The sequence below is a fragment of the Mucilaginibacter sp. genome (assembly GCF_041660805.1).
Lineage (GTDB): Bacteria > Bacteroidota > Bacteroidia > Sphingobacteriales > Sphingobacteriaceae > Mucilaginibacter.
The window spans coordinates 15,098-32,956 of sequence record NZ_JBAZVP010000042.1; the positions used below are offsets into that span (position 1 = coordinate 15,098).

Sequence of the window (17,859 nt, forward strand, 5' to 3'; positions counted from 1 at the left end):
GATGACATAAATGGCAGATACTACAAAAACTGATTTTGCTGAACTGTTTAGAAATAGGACAAAGAAATTTGTTGTTGACAATATAAAGTTTTTCAAAACTTTACCAAAAACAGAAGAGGCAAAGATAATAGGAAGACAACTTTTAAGATCATCTTCATCGGTGGGTGCCAATTATAGGGCTGCTTGCAGAGCAAGATCACAAGCAGAGTTTCATTCAAAACTATCTATTGTGGTTGAAGAAGCAGATGAATCTGCCTTTTGGATGGAAGTACTTATTGAAGCCGAAATTGTTAAACAATCTGAATTATTCTACTTATTAGATGAAGCAAATCAAATTCTAAAAATCACCTCAGCATCAAGAAAAACCGTATCAACAAATAAAAACAACACAAAGAGTTAATAAAAATCACTAACTCACTAATTCATTAAATCACTAATTAATTATAATGTCAAGTCGTTCTAAAAAAATATTTCTTATAGCAAGTATCGTTGTGCCGTTCTTATTCTATTGTATCTATTATTATGGTATGATGATCAAGAACGCGCCTTATAAGTTCTCTGAATTTCAATCTATACAATTCCAATATGGCTATGGTGACAGCCTGCTTAATAAATACGACTCAAAAACGGGCGATTACCAGTTTGTGAATACACGCGATTCTGTCATTAAAATGCACCTGAAACTAACCAAAGACGACCTTCTGTACCTGCACCGCAAAGCTGCCGATCTGGGCTTTTGGGATTTCCCGGCTAAGGAGCTAAATACCGAAACAAAGGTAAGATCGCCACGGTACCTGATCCAGTTTAATTACAAGCGCAAAAGCAAAACAGTTATGTTTGATGCTGCCTATGATGGTAATGATAAACTGAAAGATGCCAACGAGCGCCTGATAAAAGAAATACAGAAAGTATTGCAGGAGGCAGAAGCACGTCAGAAAAATAGCAAATAGTGCATTGGATATTAATTTATTAATCCATATATTTGCACCTCAAAATTTAAAATAATAATTAATCAACAATGTACGCAATAGTAAGTATAGCCGGACAGCAATTTAAAGTTGCAAAAGACCAGCAGATCTTTGTACACCGTTTACAGGGAGATGAAGGCGCTAGTATTGAATTTGACCAGGTATTGTTAGCAGAAAACGAAGGTAGCTTTAAATTAGGTTCTGATTTAAAAAGTGCTAAAGTATCAGCTAAGATCTTGTCTCATTTAAAAGGTGATAAAGTAATTATCTTCAAAAAGAAAAGAAGAAAAGGTTACAAAAAGAAAAACGGTCACCGTCAGCAATTTACCAAGATCGAGATCACCGGTATCACATTATAATTAAATTTTAAACGGGGTCTCGTTATCCCACAAAAGAAATTAAGAAATGGCACACAAAAAAGGGGCCGGTAGTTCAAGAAACGGCCGCGAATCACATAGCAAACGTTTAGGTATCAAAATTTTCGGTGGGCAGCCAGCAATTGCAGGTAACATCATCGTTCGTCAGCGTGGTACCAAACACAATCCGGGCCTTAACGTAGGTATCGGTAAAGATCATACCTTATTTGCATTAACTGCAGGTCATGTAGTATTCAAAAAGAAAGCAGACAACCGTTCATACGTTTCTGTTATTCCTTTTGAAGTAGCACCTGTTGCAGAAGATGCAGCACCTGCTCCAAAAGCGAAAGCTGAAGCAAAAGCAGTAGAAGTAGCAGCACCTGTTGCAGCTGAAGTTACTGAAGAAGCTCCTAAAGCTAAAAAAGCAGCAGCTCCAAAAGCAAAGAAAGAAGCAGCACCTGATGCTGAAGAAGCAGTAGCTGAATAATTTTAGCGAAACTCATCATATTGGAAAGCCCTGGTCATTTGACCGGGGCTTTTTTGTTTTTGTAAGTTTTCATAGCCAGATTTTTACAATGACAGGCTCTTTTTGCAGATGATAATCATTAAATTCATCCATCCTTAATCAAACTCACAATATGAAAAAGTTTACGTTCTGTTTTTTACTGCTGCTGCCTGCCGTATATGCTAACGCACAGGATGCGGTAAGTTATCAGTTGCCGCCAAAAGCCATGGCCGATCTGTTGCTGGCCAAACCTACACCGGCCGTTAGCATTGACTCTAAAGCGGAGTGGATGCTGCTGAGCGAACGTAACCCGTATCCCTCTGTTGAAGAACTTGCCCGGCCAGAGCTGCGTATTGCAGGCCTGCGCATTAACCCGGCAAATTACTCACTTAGCAGGGGCGCCTATGTAAATAACTTTACCCTAAAAAATATTAAAAGCGGTAAAACTTATAATATTACCAGCTTACCCGTGCCATTGTTTGCAAGCAACATAAGCTGGAGCCCTGATGAAAACAAGATAGCGTTCACCCAAACCGGAACAAAAAGCGTTGATCTGTATGTGATAAACCTGCTTACCCAAAAGGCAGTTAGAGCAAATAGGGCTCCATTAAACACGGTTATAGCACAAGGCGGTGCAGTTGTATGGACTGATAACCACACCATGCTTTACCGTACCGCTTTAAAGCCCGCAAGTGCGGCGCCTGCAAGGCCACCCGTACCTAAAGGGCCAACTATACAGCAAAGCCTGGGCAAAGCAGCCCCAAGCGCCACGTATGAAGATCTGATAAAAACACCATATGACGAGCAACTGTTTGAGTTTTTTGCGACATCACAATTAGTGCAAAATAAGAATGGGGTAGAAACACCGATAGGCAAACCAGCCATTAACGGCAATATTACTTTATCGCCCGATAAAAAATACATGATGGTAAGGGCTATTAAAAAACCATTCTCTTATCTTGTTACAGCAGGCGGCTTTCCGTCAACTGTTAAGATAACTGATCTGGCCGGTAAAACGGTTAAAGTACTGGCAGAACTGCCATCAAGCGAAGGCACACCATCAGGTTATGATAATACCCAAAACATCGACCGCGGTTTTAACTGGCGTGATGATGAGCCCGCAACTATTACCTGGGCGCACCCTTTAGATAGCGGCCGCATCAAAAAGAAAACTGATTACCATGATGCTGTTTATGCTTTAACAGCGCCCTTTACCGGGCAGCCAACCGAGCTTTTTAAAACACCTTACCGTTACCGTGGTACACAATGGGGTAATGCCGGGCTGGCCTTAGTTACAGAGGGTTTACGCTCAAAACAACTGGAACGTGTAAACAGGTTTGACCCATCAACCGGGAAACTGGAAAAGCTTTACGAACGGAATACCAATGATGCTTATAAAGATCCCGGAGACCCGGTAACTGTTAAAAATAAGTTTGCCCGCGAGGTATTGCTTACTACCGATAATGGCACCAAATTACTGATGAATAACCGGGTAGGGGCTTCATCAAAAGGTGATCTTCCGTTCTTATCCCGATTTGATCTGGCATCTGGCAAGAATGATATTATCTGGCGCAGTGCTGAAGGTACTTTTGAAACTGTTGTTGATGTAATAGATCCTGAAAAACTGATCCTGCTTACCCGCCGCGAATCAGAGAAAGATGTACCCAATTATTACATCAAAAACCTGATACTTAAAATAGCCGACAGGCCGGTGACTACCTTTGCCAATCCTTACCCGCAATTGGTTGGGGTGAGTAAAGAGAAAATACATTACAAACGCAGTGATGGCGTTGACCTTACTGCCGATCTATATTTGCCAAAGGGCTATAACAAAGATAAAGACGGCCCCTTACCTGTACTGATATGGGCTTACCCGCGTGAATTTAATTCAGCGTCTGATGCGGCACAGGTACGCGGTTCACAACATAAATTTACGGTTATTGGTGGCGGTAGTCCGGTTTTCTTTGTTACACAGGGTTATGCTATTTTAGATAATGCCGAAATGCCTATTGTTGCTAAAGACGGCAAAAAACCGAATGATACATTTGTTGAACAGCTACAGCTAAACGCCGACGCTGCCATAAACAAATTGGCTGAAATGGGAGTAGGCGACAGGAACCGTATAGCAGTAGGCGGCCATAGTTACGGTTCGTTTATGACAGCAAACCTGTTGGCGCATACCAGTCTGTTTAAAGCCGGTATTGCAGAAAGCGGTGCTTATAACCGCACACTTACACCTTTCGGATTTCAGAATGAAGAGCGTACTTATTGGGAAGACCCTAAGTTGTATTATGATATGAGCCCTTTTAGCTTTGCTGATAAAATTAAAACGCCGATATTGCTTATACATGGCGAGGCCGACGACAATCCCGGTACTTTTCCTATTAACAGTGAGCGTTTGTTTGCCGCCCTTAAAGGCTTGGGAGGGACTGTAAGATTTGTTTACCTGCCTTATGAGGCTCATGGTTACCGTGGCCGCGAAAATTTGCTGCACAAGTTATGGGAAATAAATCAATGGATGGATAAATACGTAAAGAATGCTGCACCTGCAGCAACCGCAGGTACTAATTAATTAATAAGATAAAGTACTTAATAATGATCGGCCCGGATAATTATCCGGGCCGATCTAATGTAAATTGAACTCTTATGTTAGTTGCATATGGGCAATATTCGGTAATCCATTTTTCTAAAACTGCATAAACAGCCATTGCAAGGCCTTATAGCTTATAAACACTACAGCCGCCATAAATACAATCATTACAATTAATAAAATAATTATTATCCCCTGGCCGCTACCTGTATGTTTACCTTCCTGGTAATGTTCTTTTAGGAGCCGGATGTTGCGCGTATTGGCTTTGAAATAAAAGTCAAACACCATGCCTAATAGTGGTATTGCACCCAATAGCGCATCAACACAAATATTTATGGCCATTAGTATAAGCACTTTTCGGCTCACACCATTTTTGGCCATTACATATAACAGGGCTGCGGCAACTACAAAGCCAGATACATCACCTGCAAAGGGGATAAGGTTCATTATTGGATCGAGCCCGAACCGGAAGTTTGTACCCGGCATACGGAATTTATCATCCATTACAGATGCTATCCGCTCCACCCATTTAAGCTGACCGGTTAATTGAATTTGTTTTGAATTGTTAAGAGCCACACCAGATGAATAACAGGCTGGACTAATTTGTTTGATTATTAAGCGGTTATTTTGTTTACCTGGCTGGGCAGCATATCATATCGCTTTTTAAAAGCCGCGGTAAAATGATGTGGGTTTTTATAGCCAATGATCTCGGCAACTTCACTTACGCTTTTATTATCCCTAAGTAAATTATAAGCGGTATCCATACGCAGCTGAAACAAGTATCCAAAAACAGTATTACCAAATATTGCCTTAAACCCTTTTTTTAGCTTAAAATCATTCAATCCCGTACGCTTGGCAAGTTCAATAAGCGAGCAGGGGGCTTGCATGTTTTGGGCTATAATCAACTTAGCTTCGTGCAAACGTGCTATATCTTCTTTGTTTAAACCTTTTGGGGTAGCCTGATCTCGGGCCGGGTCTTGTAACTGGATGGATAATAGTTCTAGAATTTTTGACTCAAGGAATATACGCCTGATGGTTCCCGGCTGATCTGCATTCAATATATCTTTTACAATAGAATTGAGCCGGGTATTACGATGATCGCTAATATTTACAGGAACAATAGCCCTATAGATCTTATCATCCAGCAATTCTTCTTTAACAAATTTGCTTACAAAGTTACGGGTTAAGCATACAGTAAGAACCCTGGTGTCACTATCAATTAATACATCGGCATTTAAATAAGGATGCTGCTGAATAGGGGACTTCTTTTCTTTGAGCATAGCCCTATCAATTTTAAACTTACCCTCTAAAACAAAGCTCATCAGCCAGCAAAAATTGTCGCATTGCACATTTATTGTACATGGCCCGGTTTTACTAAATACGGTGTAGCAAATGCAAACATCTTTAAACCAGCTTTCTCTGAAATTGAATTTGCCCCAGGTATCCGTTATCACCGTTACGCGCTCTTGAAAATCACCGGCAAACTCATCGGGGTGCTGCAATTGCAGTTTTTGCGTACTTGATGATGAGGATGTAAAGGTTAGGTGCATAAAATCCGTTTGGCGTTGTTTTCAATCCGTTTAGCGTTAACCACGTAAGCTAAGGTTATGTAAATTTGCATCATTATTTTTAATTAGTCTAAATAAATGAAACTTTTCTTATTCTGCTTGCTTCTTTTTCCGGTAATAGTAAATGCGCAGCAGGCAGATTCTTTAAGATCCGATACATCGAAATCTAAAAAATTGAAAGAAGTAGTGATCACCGCAACCCGCACGGCAAAATACCTGATGAACGTACCGATGCCGGTGAGCACGATAAGCAATAAGGAAATTAAGAACCGTGGATTGGTTAGGCTAAACGAAATACTAAATGAACAAACAGGTTTAAGCGTTTTACCTGATGCGCACGGACAGGGGATCCAGATACAGGGGTTTAGTCCGGATTATACCATGATCATGCTGGATGGTATGCCGTTAATAGGCCGTACAACCGGCATCCTCGACCTGTCACGCATCACCACAAATAATATCGAAAAAATAGAAATTGTAAAGGGGCCGGTATCCTCATTATATGGGAGTGAGGCTATGGCCGGGGTGGTGAACATCATTTCAGCAACGCCTGCTTTAGGTACATCCGGCAGTTTAGCGGCAAGGTATGGTACAAATAACAATGTAGATATTTCATTAAACGGCGCTTATGCCACAAAGCGTTTATCTGTTTCGGCATTTGCAAACCGGTACAGCAGCAGTGGTTATTCGTTGCAGCCACAATCCGGCAGCCCAACTGTATCTCCGTTTTACGGATACACTTTAAATGGCCGGTTAACTTATAAATTCAGCGACCGCACGAATTTTAAAATTCAGGCAAGGAACTATACTAATACAGCCGATAATAATTTTACCGTTGATAGCGGGCAGGTTACGGGTAAAGGAAAAGAAACGGACCTGAATATAAATACGGCTCTTACACATCGCTTTTCAGATAAATTTACCGGCGAACTAAGGTTTTATCATGCCGCTTACAGCACAAAATCAAACCTTAATTATATAGCTACCGGCACCGCCTATGATCAAACTTACTTTAACCAGGAATTTAACCGCGCCGAAGCACAAGGCGATTACCAATGGCTCAAAAATTTAAGATTAACCGGCGGGGCAGGCGGCCAGTATGAAAGCGTTGTTGCAACCCGTTACAATAAAAAACAAACATTTAACTCCGGCTACGCTTACGGGCAGGCAGATTGGACACTGTTTACAAAGCTAAATATAATTGCAGGCGGCCGGTTTGATACCCACAGCGTTTACCGCTCGCAGTTTAGCCCCAAGCTGGCTGCCAGTTATCAATTGAGTGAAAAGTTTGTACTGCTTGCTTCAACCGGGAAAGGTTATAAAGCCCCTGATTTTAGGCAACTGTACCTCAACTTTACCAACGCGGTGGTAGGCTACAGCGTTTTTGGTTATGAGGAGGCCTATAACGAAGTATTGAAACTAGAGGCGCAGGGCCAGATACAAAGCATTTTGATAGACCCTGCTACGCTTCAAAAACTAAATGCTGAAAGTTCTACAGCTTACAATTTCGGTTACCGCTACAGGCCAATTGCTAACCTTATGTGGACCGTTAATGTGTTCCGCAATAACATTCGCGACCTGATAGATTCGCAGCCCATAGCTATAAAAACGAACGGGCAGTCGGTGTTCTCTTACTTCAATATCCATGATGTATACACCCAGGGTGCAGAAACTGATATCAGCTATAGTCTTTTAAAAAACTGGACAATTGCCGGTGGCCTGCAATACCTGGAAGCTTATGATCAAAGCGTGCTTGACAAAATTAAAGCCGGACAAGTTTTTGGGCTTGACCCGGCAACCCGCGAGACTATCAAAATTACAAAAAGCCAGTATGGCGGCTTGCTTAACCGCTCTAAATACATGGCTAACGCCCGCATAGCCTATCAGGACGATAAATCAGGCATAATCACTTCTGTACGGGCTATCTACCGCGGCCGTTATGGTTTCTCTGATTTGGACGGCAACGGCATTGTGAACCGCGATGATGAGTATGTAAAAGGGTACGTGCTGTTTAATGCCTCGGTATCAAAACTGTTTTACCACAACCAGTTACGCCTGCAGGTTACGGCAGAAAACCTGGGCAATTACAAAAATACAGCAGCCATAAGCAACTTACCCGGCAGGCTGATGTACGCAGGGATCACTTATAATTTCAACAAACAATAAACACACATATCAAACTAAAAACAACATGAATAAATTTAAAACTCTTGCATTAGTACTAATTAGCGGTTCGGCATTGGTAATAACATCGTGCTCCAAAAATAATGATGACCCGGCACCCGCGCCTGTAACGCTTACCACCAACACAGTAACCGATCTTGATGGTTCAAAAGGAAGTGTTTATTACAGCTTAAGCACTAACTCGGTAGTAACAGGTGCAGATACCGCAAGCACCAAGTGGGATATTAAATTCTCATCAACCAGTATACTGGTAAATGGCGGCACATCGGGCAGCGGTACAGCACAGGCACAGGTTGTAAGCAGCACATTTGCAGACCTTGTTGCTGCACCGGCAGCAGGTTACAAAACAGATGCGAAAGGTGCAGCCGCCATAACCGGATGGTACACTTACACAGCAGAAACGGCACCGCAGCATGCCATATTAGCTACTCCGGGTAAAATATTAGTTGTGAAAACCAGCGCTGGTAACTATGCAAAAATTGAAATGAAAAGCTATTACAAAGGCAACCCTGATCCAACTACAGCGGCATTTGCTGATCTGGCAACAAGGCCTGCATCAAGGTATTACACTTTTAAATTTGCTTACCAGGCTAATGGAAGCACTACACTGAATTAAAAACCAAAGCCCTGTTTACCTGCGGGCGGAGCGTTTGCCACCGCAGGTAAAGCAGGCACTAAAACCCCTTCATTATGTGCGAAACAAGGATACTGACGCAATACGGAGCAACAACCATTAGCCATTGTGTTGAATGCGGAATGATAAACATATGGCATAATAACTTGATGCTGTGTTTTACCCCCGAGCAATTTAAATTGTTTCAGAAGTTTGCAACAGAAATGGAATTTGATGACCGGAGTTTCCCGTTCCCGGATGGATCTGATAGATTGGTGCTTTGTACGCCTAACAGCGACATCAATTTTGTTTTCTCTGACACCGAATGGGAGGACTTTAATGCCGCCATGGTAGAGGCGCAATACATGCAGGAAGTTTACCAGGCAATATATCAGGGAAAGTAGTGCCCGGCGATTAGCAATTGCAAATAAATAGCTGCGAATTGGTTGTAACGGTATGGTTGTTGTATAAAGTTAAACGGCTTAAAAGCCATATTGAAAACTTAAATACTATAATTATGAAAGCGCAGGATTTTAAGAACAATAACAAAGGCCAGGGAAATTCAACAGCTGACCGTGCTTTTAACGATGCTAAAGAAACCCAAAAACAAAAGGGTATCAGCAATGCCGGCGGCCAACGGTCTGATCAAACATCAAGCAGAGACAGCGCCCACAAACCTGAACATAAAAAAGGTTAATAAATAGGAGAACCCCTTATAAAGGGGCTTTGTTGTTTTAAAACAATTTACCAGGTCAAACTCCAATAATCTATCATGATGAATGATAATATCCGGTGGATTTTGAAGGGGAAACGACATTTGTTGGGGTCATCCTGAGCTTGTCGAAGGACGTGCGCAAAGGCCCACCTCGCAATGTGGTTCGACAGGCTCACCATGACAAGACAGGCTCAGCATGACCCATATAACTAAATCTGTCATTGTGTGCCTGTCGAACCACCCCGGATGACAAAAATATTTTTTAGGTTTGATACCCAATGTCAACACCTGTTATTATTTTCCTTATCCTGCTTTTTGCAGCCATGTTTGCCAGTTATAAAGCAAACAAGCTAACCCCGGCGGGCACTTTAACAGGCGGTGTGGTAGCGCTGGCAATATTTGCAGGTGCCGGGTTTACAGGAATAGGTATGTTAGCGGCATTCTTTGTTTTGTCGGTGTTGGCTACATCACATAAAAAAGCGGAGAAAAGAAAAATAGCCACAGATAAACATCACCCGGAAAAACGTAATGCGGGGCAGGTACTGGCAAACGGAGGCATTGCTGCTATAATGGGACTATTGGCCTACCAGATACCTTCGCAAACTATTTTGTTTACTGTTTTAACGGCCGCTGCTTTAGCTTCGGCAACGGCAGATACTTTGTCGTCAGAACTTGGCATGGTTTACGGCAGGCGCTTTTATAACATCATTAATTTTAAGCCGGATGAAAAGGGCAGGGATGGGGTGATCAGTTTAGAAGGTACGCTGATTGGTATTGCCGGTTCAGTAGTTATAGCTGTTATATATGCAATTGGTTTTGGCTGGGGCAATACCTTTTTTTACATCATAATAGCCGGTACAATGGGCAATATAACCGACTCTATTTTAGGAGCTACGCTCGAAAGGAAAGCCTACCTGAATAACGATGCCGTGAATTTTTTAAATACAGCATTGTCGGTATTAACTTGCTGGTTATTAATACTGATATAACAAGTAACTAAACTAATTATTTAACTACTACCTGTGCTGTATTTCTGTTGCTTTGTGTAAGCAGAACGGTTTTTCCGGCAGTAAGTTCAACAACCGAAGCATCAGTGTAATGCCTTAAGGTGATCAGTGTAAGATTGTCATTATACCTCACCTTGAATGCTTCTTTTAAAGACCGCAGCAGTTTCTCAAATCTACCGCTTGAAAGATCTATACAGGCTGTAAAACTTAATGCGGATGTTTGCATCATATTAATTTTTACCTGGCCATCAGCAAATAACCCAAAGATTTCGCTCAGGTGGGTTTCTGTAATAAAAGAATAATCAACAGTTGAGATAGATAACAACACCTGGTTTTGCTTTACAATAATTATAGGTTTCTCAAACTTATAGGTAACCGTTTCCTTTACCACTGTTCCGGGGGCATCCGGGTGGGCGAACGACTTAACCAGCAAGGGTATCTTAGCGTTCTGTAATGGCTTTATTGTTTTAGGGTGAATAACAGTCGCGCCATAATAAGTCATCTCTATAGCTTCCTGGTAGCTTAACTCATCAAACTTTATGGTATCCTCAAAAAATTTAGGGTCGGCATTTAATATACCGGGCACATCTTTCCATGTAGTAACAGACTCCGCATCCAGGCAGGCTGCAAATATAGAAGCGGTATAATCAGATCCTTCACGGCCCAGCGTGGTTGTAAAGTTTTCAGATGTTCCGCCTAAAAAACCCTGTGTTACTACAACGCTGTTATTTAGCAATAACGGGATATCCTTTTCAATGCTGGCCTTGGTTTTATCCCAGTCAACAACACCTTCGCGGTAAGTGTTATCGGTATGGATATACCCGCGTACATCAATCCATTTGCTGGTAATGCCTGCATGATTAAACCACGCGTTCACTATCCGGGTAGATACCAGTTCGCCTACCGAAACAATCTGGTCATAAATAAAGTCGTAATCGTCATGCGGTTCGTCCTCTATCATCCAATCAATTTCAACAAAAGTATTGGCTATCTCATCAAACACAGGGTGCGTTTCGCCGAAGAGCTCGTGCAGGATCTGGTAATGATAGTCTTTTATTTCTTCAAAAACTTCATGAACATCTTCAGTGCCGTTAACATAGGCATTGGTTAACTTTTCAAGCGCGTTAGTGGTTTTACCCATTGCCGATACCACCACTAATATTTGGTTGCCTGCATAGCTGCTAACTATTTCGCCCAAATTAATAACACCTTGTGCATTCTTAACAGATGCACCGCCAAATTTAAATACCAGCATTTTTTATAATGAATTGTGCAGCAACCGAGTTTGGTCGCAATAAAGTTAGGATACGTGTGTAGGGGACAAACAGTTTTGTTTGCCCTGCGGCATAAGGTTTTATTTCGTACTGATTGTACATAAACCGTAACCCCAGAGGCGTGATCGCGTAATTTTCGTTTAGTGCGAATTTATTGTCCTTAAAAAAGTAATTGCCTGCTAATGAAGCAGTATCAGCCAATTTTTCATCTTTTCTGAAAATACTTTCGGCAACTTTTGTTAGTTGGGCGTTATAACCATCAACTAAAATATCTTTTAACAATATCTCTTTGTTTGCTTTGGGGTTCCAGTTAATAAAGCCGGTAAAGGAAGCCCCATGTGCCCCTCCCTGGAATGTATACCCGCCATACTCTAAAGATACCAGCGCAGAATCCTGCATAATTACCTTTGCATAGGTATCTAACTCATAAAACATTTCCGCTCTTGTGTGTGATTTTTTAGAATCAGTATAAGCTTTCAGGAAGTCTTTTGTCAGGTCTTTTAAGCTGGTATCCGGTTTCTCCGACAGCATAAAAACATTTAACAGCTTGCTTTCAACAGTATCATTTAATACAGTTTGCCCTTTAAATTCAGGATACTTAATTTTCACTACTGTACACGCGCTATCCGGCTTGTTTCCGCAGTCTGCAGCACGTTCATGTATAGTTTTATAGGTGTAAACAAGGGTATCCTTAAAAATAGGGTGAACTTCCTTTTTAGGCATGCTTCCCCATTCGCAGGATGATAAGCCCAATACCATTAAACAAAGCAAAGCTGTAAGTCTCATAGCTATAAGTTTAATATTTGTTCTTTTGAGAGGGATGCATTTAACCATCCGGCTTCAATACTCGCCTGGTATTTGTTATAAAAATTAATGGCAGGTTCATTCCAGTCAAGCACTTGCCAAACCATACCGCTTAAGCCCATTTCCCGGGTTTCGGTTATAATACGTTCAAATAATAGTTTCCCTATCCGCTTACCTCTATGCTCTTCCGTAACAATTAAATCTTCCAGGTATAACCTGCTGCCTTTCCAGGTAGAGTAACGGATGTAATATAAAGCGAAGCCTATTATTACACCATCAATTTCGGCAACAAATGCTTTCCATACCGGTCTATTGCCAAAGCCGGCATCTTCAAATTCCTGCAAGGTAACAGTTACTTCATCGGGGGCTTTTTCGTACACGGCAAGTTCGGTGATCAACTCCAGCAGGCGTGGGCAGTCTTGTTTATTGGCTACTCTTATATTTACGTTCATTAGTATTTGAATCAGAATTTACAGGATTTTTAAATTTTCAGAATTCTTATGGTTTAGTTTTTTTATTCTGTTAATTATTTAATTCGGCAAATTCTGCTTCGGACGCCTGCCGCCAAAAATAGTACTGCCTAAGCGGATCAGGTTGCTGCCCTGTTCAATAGCCACCTTATAGTCAGATGACATCCCCATTGATAGGGTATCAAACGACTCGTCCTTTCTAAAAAAGCTCGTTTTAATGCCGTCAAAAAAGGTTTTCAATTCGTAATACTCGTCCTTAATTTGTTTTTCGTTATCCGTGTTAGTGGCAATCCCCATTAAGCCCCTTATGCGGATATTTTTCAATTCAGCGTATTCTTCGCTGCGCAGCAGTTCAATAGCTTCATCAAAACCTAAACCAAATTTGGTTTCCTCGTCGGCAATATATATTTGCAGTAAACAGTCAATAACCCGGTTGTTTTTTATGGCATGTTTGTTAATCTCCTGCAATAGTTTAATACTATCAACAGATTCTATCATGCTAATGAATGGGGCAATGTATTTAACCTTATTGCTTTGCAGGTGGCCAATCAAGTGCCATTGTATATCCTTTGGTAAAACTTCGTACTTTTCAACAAGCTCCTGTACCATGTTTTCGCCAAACAAACGCTGCCCGGCATCGTAAGCCTGTTGCAGGTCGCTGGCGGGTTTGGTCTTTGAAACTGCAAGCAGCGTCACATTAATTGCGTCGGTTTCTTTTTTTAAGCTGATGATATTATCTGCAATGCTCATTTATCCGTAATTTTGTTTTTTATAAACGCCGCTAAATTACAGAATGCATAAATATATAATCTTGTTTTTTTCAGTATTGGTATTTTTAAGTGCCTGCAACAATGGAGGGCCGCCTGCCGGTGTTATAAAAAAGGAGCCAATGATAAAACTGTTAACCGACATCCATTTAGTTGATGGTCAATTATATGCTATACAGCAAACGCCGGATAGCTTGTATAAATATGGTGCAAATAAGTATAAAGATGTATTTAAAAAACACCATACAACAGAGGATATATTAAAAAAAAGCCTAAAGTATTATTCTACCCAACCAGAACTGATGCTGGCTATGTATGATACCATACAAAAGAGAGTACAATTCAAAGTAGACTCGGTAACTAAAATTGGCACTAAAAAATTAAAGAATGCTGTACCCCAATAATAGTGCAGATAAGCTGGGTTTCACCGAAATTAAGGAACTGATAAAAGTACATTGCCTGAGTATTATGGGTCAGCAAATGGTTGATAAGATACAGGTAATGAGTAACTACGACCTGATATTTAAGTTTTTAAACCAGGCAAATGAGTTTAAGAACATCCTGCAAAATGATGATGCCCTGCCCATCAACCACTTTTACGATATAAAATCACTGGCAAATAAAGCCCGTATTGAAGGTTCTTTTCTATCCGAAGAAGAATTTTTTCAGGTACAGGCTTCGTTAACAACTGTGTTTGCCGTAATAGCTTATTTTAACGAACGCGAGGGTATATACCCCAATCTGGAAGCGCTTTTTGAGCACCTGCCAATAGAGAAAACGATACTTAAAAAAATAGACCAGGTAATTGATCCTAAAGGTAAGATCCGTATAAATGCCTCGCGCGAGCTGATGGATATTACATCCGGAATTTCAAAGGCTGAACAAGAGGCACGTAAAAAAATAGACCAGATCTTTAAAGCAGCTTCAAGCAACGGCTGGACGGCAGACGGCTCACTAACCGTACGCGACGGGCGAATTTGTATCCCTTTATTAGCCGAAAACAAACGGAAGATAAAGGGTTTTATACATGACGAATCCGCATCGGGCCAAACGGTTTATATTGAGCCGGAAGAAGTTTTCACGCTGAATAACCTTATCCGCGATCTGGAGTTTGACCGCCGCCGCGAGATCATTAAAATACTTACCACCTTAACCGATGAGCTAAGGCCTTATGTGCCGCTTTTACTATCATATCATGGCCTGTTAACCAAGCTTGATTTTGTTAGGGCCAAAGCGCTTTTTGCTATTGATATTGATGCCGAAATGCCCAAAGTGGTAAATGAAGCAAGGTTACGCCTGTTTAATGCCCGGCACCCGCTGTTGTTCCTGAATTTTAAAAAGGAGAACAAAACGGTTGTGCCACTAAATGTTTCTATTGATGAAGGTACCCGCGTAATAGTGGTATCGGGGCCTAATGCGGGTGGTAAATCTGTTTGTATGAAAACGGTTGGCTTGCTGCAAATGATGGTACAGGCGGGCTTGCTGATACCCGCAGCTGCTGATAGTGTAGTGGGGGTTTTTAAGCAGGTGTTTGTTGATATAGGTGATGATCAGTCGATAGAAAGTGACCTGAGTACATACAGCGCGCATCTCTCAAAAATGAAAAAATTTGTAGAGGATGCTAATGGCAAAACCCTGATACTAATAGATGAGTTTGGTACAGGTACCGATCCGCAATTTGGCGGCCCTATTGCCGAAGCTGTTTTAGAGGCCCTAAATCACAAAAAGGTGAGGGGTATGGTGACCACGCACTACTCTAACCTTAAGATCTTTGCCAGCCATACCGAGGGGATTGAGAATGCATCCATGCTGTTTAATAATACCGAAATGCAGCCACTATACAGGCTGGAAGTGGGTAAGCCGGGTAGTTCCTACGCGTTTGAGATAGCTCAAAAAATTGGGTTGCCGCAAAATGTGCTCAATCTGGCTAAAAATAAAATAAGCGCGGGGCAAAAAAAGGTTGATACTTTACTGATAGACCTGGAACGCGAGAAAAAAGAGATCTTCGACACCAAACAAAAGCTGGAACGCCAGCAGAAAAGGGTAGATGCCCTTTTAGCTGAAAACGAGGAATTGAAAAGCTTCCTGGACGAAAACAGGAAAGCATTACTGAAAGAAGCTAAGCAGGAAGCAAAGAACATAATCCTTAATGCCAACAAACTGGTTGAGAATACCATTGCCGAAATTAAAAGCAGCAATGCCGATAAAGAAGTAACCAGGTCGCTTAGGGATAACCTGAATACCGAGCTTAAAAAGAACACGGTTAAGGTTGAGGCAGCAAAGCCGGTTGCCAATACTGATGAAGAAATAAAACCCGGGGATTGGGTAAAGCTGATTGATGGCGACACCACAGGACAAGTAATTGAATTGATAAAAGACAATGTAGTAATTGCCATGGGCGAACTGCGTACCGTAGTGAAAAGAAAACGGGTAGAAAAGGTGGCAAAAGCTACTGTGCCAAAAGAATTGAGGCGAAGCAGTAATAACCACACAAGTGATATAGCTAATTTTAGTCCGGAGATTGATGTACGGGGCATGCGTACCGAGGATGCTTTGTTTGCAATTGAAAAACTGTTTGACCGTGCTTTGATGATGGGCTTTGGCACATTAAAAATATTACACGGCAAGGGTGATGGGATCCTTAGAAAGATGATTCGCCAGTACCTGAAAAAGTATGATCAGGTAGACCGCATGGAAGATGAGCACCCGGACAGGGGCGGTGACGGAATTACTTATGTTTATTTAAAATAGTCCAACTAATAAATTTTTTATAAATGAAGAAACTGATTATTAAAAGTCTGGCACTGCTTTTATTCGCCTGTACTTCAAACACCTATTCACAAACACTAATTAGTTATAAAGACCCTAATATTCATTACATGGGTCGCGTTGGCATGAAAGACGATGCTGCTGAACTTACCTGGTCGGCATCATCTGTAGTGATCAATTTTAGTGGAACAGGCGCGAAAGCGACACTAAAAGATGATTCTGGTTTTGATTTAATAACCGTTGTGGTTGATGATAAAGTAGTAACCGCTATACAGCCAACTGTAGATAAAAAGGAATATGCGCTGGTATCCGGCCTGCCCGCAGGCCCGCATAAACTGGAACTGTTTAAACGTACCGAATATGATATGGGTAAACTGTTTTTCTATAGTTTTGATATAGCAGGTAAATTACTGCCTCCACCGGTTTACAAACACCGGATGGAATTTTACGGAAACTCAATTACCTGCGGCTACGCTATTGAAGATAAGGAAGGGAAGGACAGGGGCACCTATCAATTTGTGAACGCCTATAAAAGCTATGCAAACCTTACCGCCCGCCATCTTAATGCCGATTATAATTCCATATCAAAAAGTGGTATTGGTATTACCATTAGCTGGTTCAATTACGTAATGCCCGATATTTATAACCGGCTGGCTGCTAAAGATCCAAAAGTATTATGGGATTTTTCAAAATACACACCCGAAGTGGTGGTGGTTAACCTGTTTCAGAATGATTCATGGCTGGTAAAGAATTTTGAGCATGAGCAATTTAAAGCGCGCTTTGGTACCACCGCGCCAACTCCGGAGTTTATCATTAAAAGCTATCAGAATTTCATCAGTAAGATAAGGGCCGAATATCCGAAGGCAAAAATTATTTGCGCTTTAGGCAGTATGGATGCCACCAAAGATGGCGCGCCGTGGCCGGGATACATTGAAAAGGCTGTTGCCCGTTTAAAGGATAAAGGAATTTACACGCACTTTTTCCCGTATAAAAACACACCGGGCCACCCAAACGAGAAAGAACAACAGGTTATGGCCAACGAACTGATAGGGTTTATTGAGAAAAAGATGAAGTGGTAGTTGATTTGTCATCCTGAGCGATAGCGAAGGATCTCAAATTGCGCATAACCACCATGTCATTGCTGTAAGGGTTTAGTAATTCGGTAACAGAATCAGGTGTTTTTATTTGTTGTTTAAGGTGACCATATCGATAGGTTTTTTGCCATTGATTCCCTGGTGAGGCCGTTCCCAGTTGTAGTAGACCAGGTAT

20 protein-coding genes are annotated in these 17,859 nt (G+C 41.4%); 13 read left to right on the top strand and 7 right to left on the bottom strand.

Features of this window, described 5'->3' with window-relative positions; translation table 11 throughout:
* Positions 1-10: 10 nt before the first annotated feature.
* From WC743_RS26090 to WC743_RS26110, 5 genes are all read left to right on the top strand, one after another.
* A complete protein-coding gene (locus tag WC743_RS26090) occupies positions 11-400 on the top strand; it encodes a four helix bundle protein (RefSeq protein ID WP_373016494.1) in 390 nt (129 codons plus the stop codon).
* Between the two features lie 46 nt (positions 401-446).
* Complete coding sequence (locus WC743_RS26095) at positions 447-950, top strand: hypothetical protein (RefSeq protein WP_373016495.1); 504 nt, start codon at positions 447-449, stop codon at positions 948-950.
* Between the two features lie 68 nt (positions 951-1,018).
* Positions 1,019-1,327 carry a 50S ribosomal protein L21 gene (rplU, locus tag WC743_RS26100; RefSeq protein ID WP_373016496.1) on the top strand — a complete coding sequence of 103 codons (309 nt, stop codon included), beginning with the start codon at positions 1,019-1,021 and terminating at the stop codon, positions 1,325-1,327.
* Positions 1,328-1,373: 46 nt separating this feature from the next.
* Positions 1,374-1,811 (top strand): 50S ribosomal protein L27, encoded by a 438-nt coding sequence (rpmA, locus tag WC743_RS26105; RefSeq protein WP_373016497.1) that lies wholly within the window; start codon positions 1,374-1,376, stop codon positions 1,809-1,811.
* A 151-nt stretch (positions 1,812-1,962) separates the two neighbouring features.
* A complete protein-coding gene (locus WC743_RS26110; protein ID WP_373016498.1) occupies positions 1,963-4,401 on the top strand; it encodes a prolyl oligopeptidase family serine peptidase in 2,439 nt (812 codons plus the stop codon).
* Positions 4,402-4,515: 114 nt separating this feature from the next.
* Here WC743_RS26110 and WC743_RS26115 read toward each other — a convergent pair whose 3' ends face one another.
* Together WC743_RS26115 and WC743_RS26120 are read right to left on the bottom strand one after the other, a co-directional pair.
* Positions 4,516-4,995 carry a DUF4112 domain-containing protein gene (locus tag WC743_RS26115; RefSeq protein WP_373016499.1) on the bottom strand — a complete coding sequence of 160 codons (480 nt, stop codon included), beginning with the start codon at positions 4,993-4,995 and terminating at the stop codon, positions 4,516-4,518.
* A gap of 38 nt (positions 4,996-5,033) precedes the next feature.
* On the bottom strand, positions 5,034-5,969 hold the full coding sequence (locus tag WC743_RS26120) for a helix-turn-helix transcriptional regulator (protein WP_373016500.1): 936 nt from the start codon (positions 5,967-5,969) through the stop codon (positions 5,034-5,036).
* A gap of 96 nt (positions 5,970-6,065) precedes the next feature.
* On the opposite strand from WC743_RS26120, the gene WC743_RS26125 reads away from it, so the two are divergent.
* From WC743_RS26125 to WC743_RS26145, 5 genes are all read left to right on the top strand, one after another.
* Positions 6,066-8,153, top strand: coding sequence for a TonB-dependent receptor plug domain-containing protein (locus WC743_RS26125; protein ID WP_373016501.1), 2,088 nt, complete (start codon positions 6,066-6,068; stop codon positions 8,151-8,153).
* A gap of 25 nt (positions 8,154-8,178) precedes the next feature.
* Complete coding sequence (locus tag WC743_RS26130) at positions 8,179-8,787, top strand: HmuY family protein (RefSeq protein ID WP_373016502.1); 609 nt, start codon at positions 8,179-8,181, stop codon at positions 8,785-8,787.
* Positions 8,788-8,861: 74 nt separating this feature from the next.
* Positions 8,862-9,188: a DUF6686 family protein gene (locus tag WC743_RS26135; RefSeq protein WP_373016503.1), complete on the top strand. Its 327-nt coding sequence runs from the start codon at positions 8,862-8,864 to the stop codon at positions 9,186-9,188.
* Positions 9,189-9,301: 113 nt separating this feature from the next.
* Positions 9,302-9,481, top strand: a complete 180-nt coding sequence (locus WC743_RS26140) for a hypothetical protein (RefSeq protein ID WP_373016504.1) — start codon at positions 9,302-9,304, stop codon at positions 9,479-9,481.
* 296 nt (positions 9,482-9,777) lie between these two features.
* Entirely contained in the window at positions 9,778-10,488 is a 711-nt protein-coding gene (locus WC743_RS26145; protein WP_373016505.1) for a TIGR00297 family protein, read from the top strand.
* 16 nt (positions 10,489-10,504) lie between these two features.
* Here the strand turns inward: WC743_RS26145 and WC743_RS26150 are convergent, their stop codons facing one another.
* The 4 genes from WC743_RS26150 to WC743_RS26165 form a co-directional block, all read right to left on the bottom strand.
* A complete protein-coding gene (locus WC743_RS26150) occupies positions 10,505-11,761 on the bottom strand; it encodes an aspartate kinase (protein WP_373016506.1) in 1,257 nt (418 codons plus the stop codon).
* Positions 11,748-12,566, bottom strand: a complete 819-nt coding sequence (locus WC743_RS26155) for a DUF3298 domain-containing protein (RefSeq protein WP_373016507.1) — start codon at positions 12,564-12,566, stop codon at positions 11,748-11,750. Before WC743_RS26155 ends, WC743_RS26150 begins: the two co-directional genes overlap by 14 nt.
* Positions 12,567-12,568: 2 nt before the next feature.
* Positions 12,569-13,036 (bottom strand): N-acetyltransferase family protein, encoded by a 468-nt coding sequence (locus WC743_RS26160; RefSeq protein ID WP_373016508.1) that lies wholly within the window; start codon positions 13,034-13,036, stop codon positions 12,569-12,571.
* A gap of 78 nt (positions 13,037-13,114) precedes the next feature.
* Positions 13,115-13,804 (bottom strand): YggS family pyridoxal phosphate-dependent enzyme, encoded by a 690-nt coding sequence (locus tag WC743_RS26165; RefSeq protein WP_373016509.1) that lies wholly within the window; start codon positions 13,802-13,804, stop codon positions 13,115-13,117.
* 43 nt (positions 13,805-13,847) lie between these two features.
* Between WC743_RS26165 and WC743_RS26170 the strand changes: the two genes are divergently transcribed.
* From WC743_RS26170 to WC743_RS26180, 3 genes are read left to right on the top strand one after another with little or no spacing between them, the layout of a single operon-like run.
* Positions 13,848-14,225 carry a DUF4296 domain-containing protein gene (locus WC743_RS26170; protein ID WP_373016510.1) on the top strand — a complete coding sequence of 126 codons (378 nt, stop codon included), beginning with the start codon at positions 13,848-13,850 and terminating at the stop codon, positions 14,223-14,225.
* Complete coding sequence (locus WC743_RS26175; protein WP_373016511.1) at positions 14,209-16,572, top strand: endonuclease MutS2; 2,364 nt, start codon at positions 14,209-14,211, stop codon at positions 16,570-16,572. Before WC743_RS26170 ends, WC743_RS26175 begins: the two co-directional genes overlap by 17 nt.
* A gap of 23 nt (positions 16,573-16,595) precedes the next feature.
* Positions 16,596-17,669: a GDSL-type esterase/lipase family protein gene (locus tag WC743_RS26180; RefSeq protein ID WP_373016512.1), complete on the top strand. Its 1,074-nt coding sequence runs from the start codon at positions 16,596-16,598 to the stop codon at positions 17,667-17,669.
* Here WC743_RS26180 and WC743_RS26185 read toward each other — a convergent pair.
* A partial coding sequence (locus WC743_RS26185; protein WP_373016513.1) for a hypothetical protein occupies positions 17,644-17,859 on the bottom strand: 216 nt, incomplete at its 5' end. The genes WC743_RS26180 and WC743_RS26185 overlap by 26 nt on opposite strands.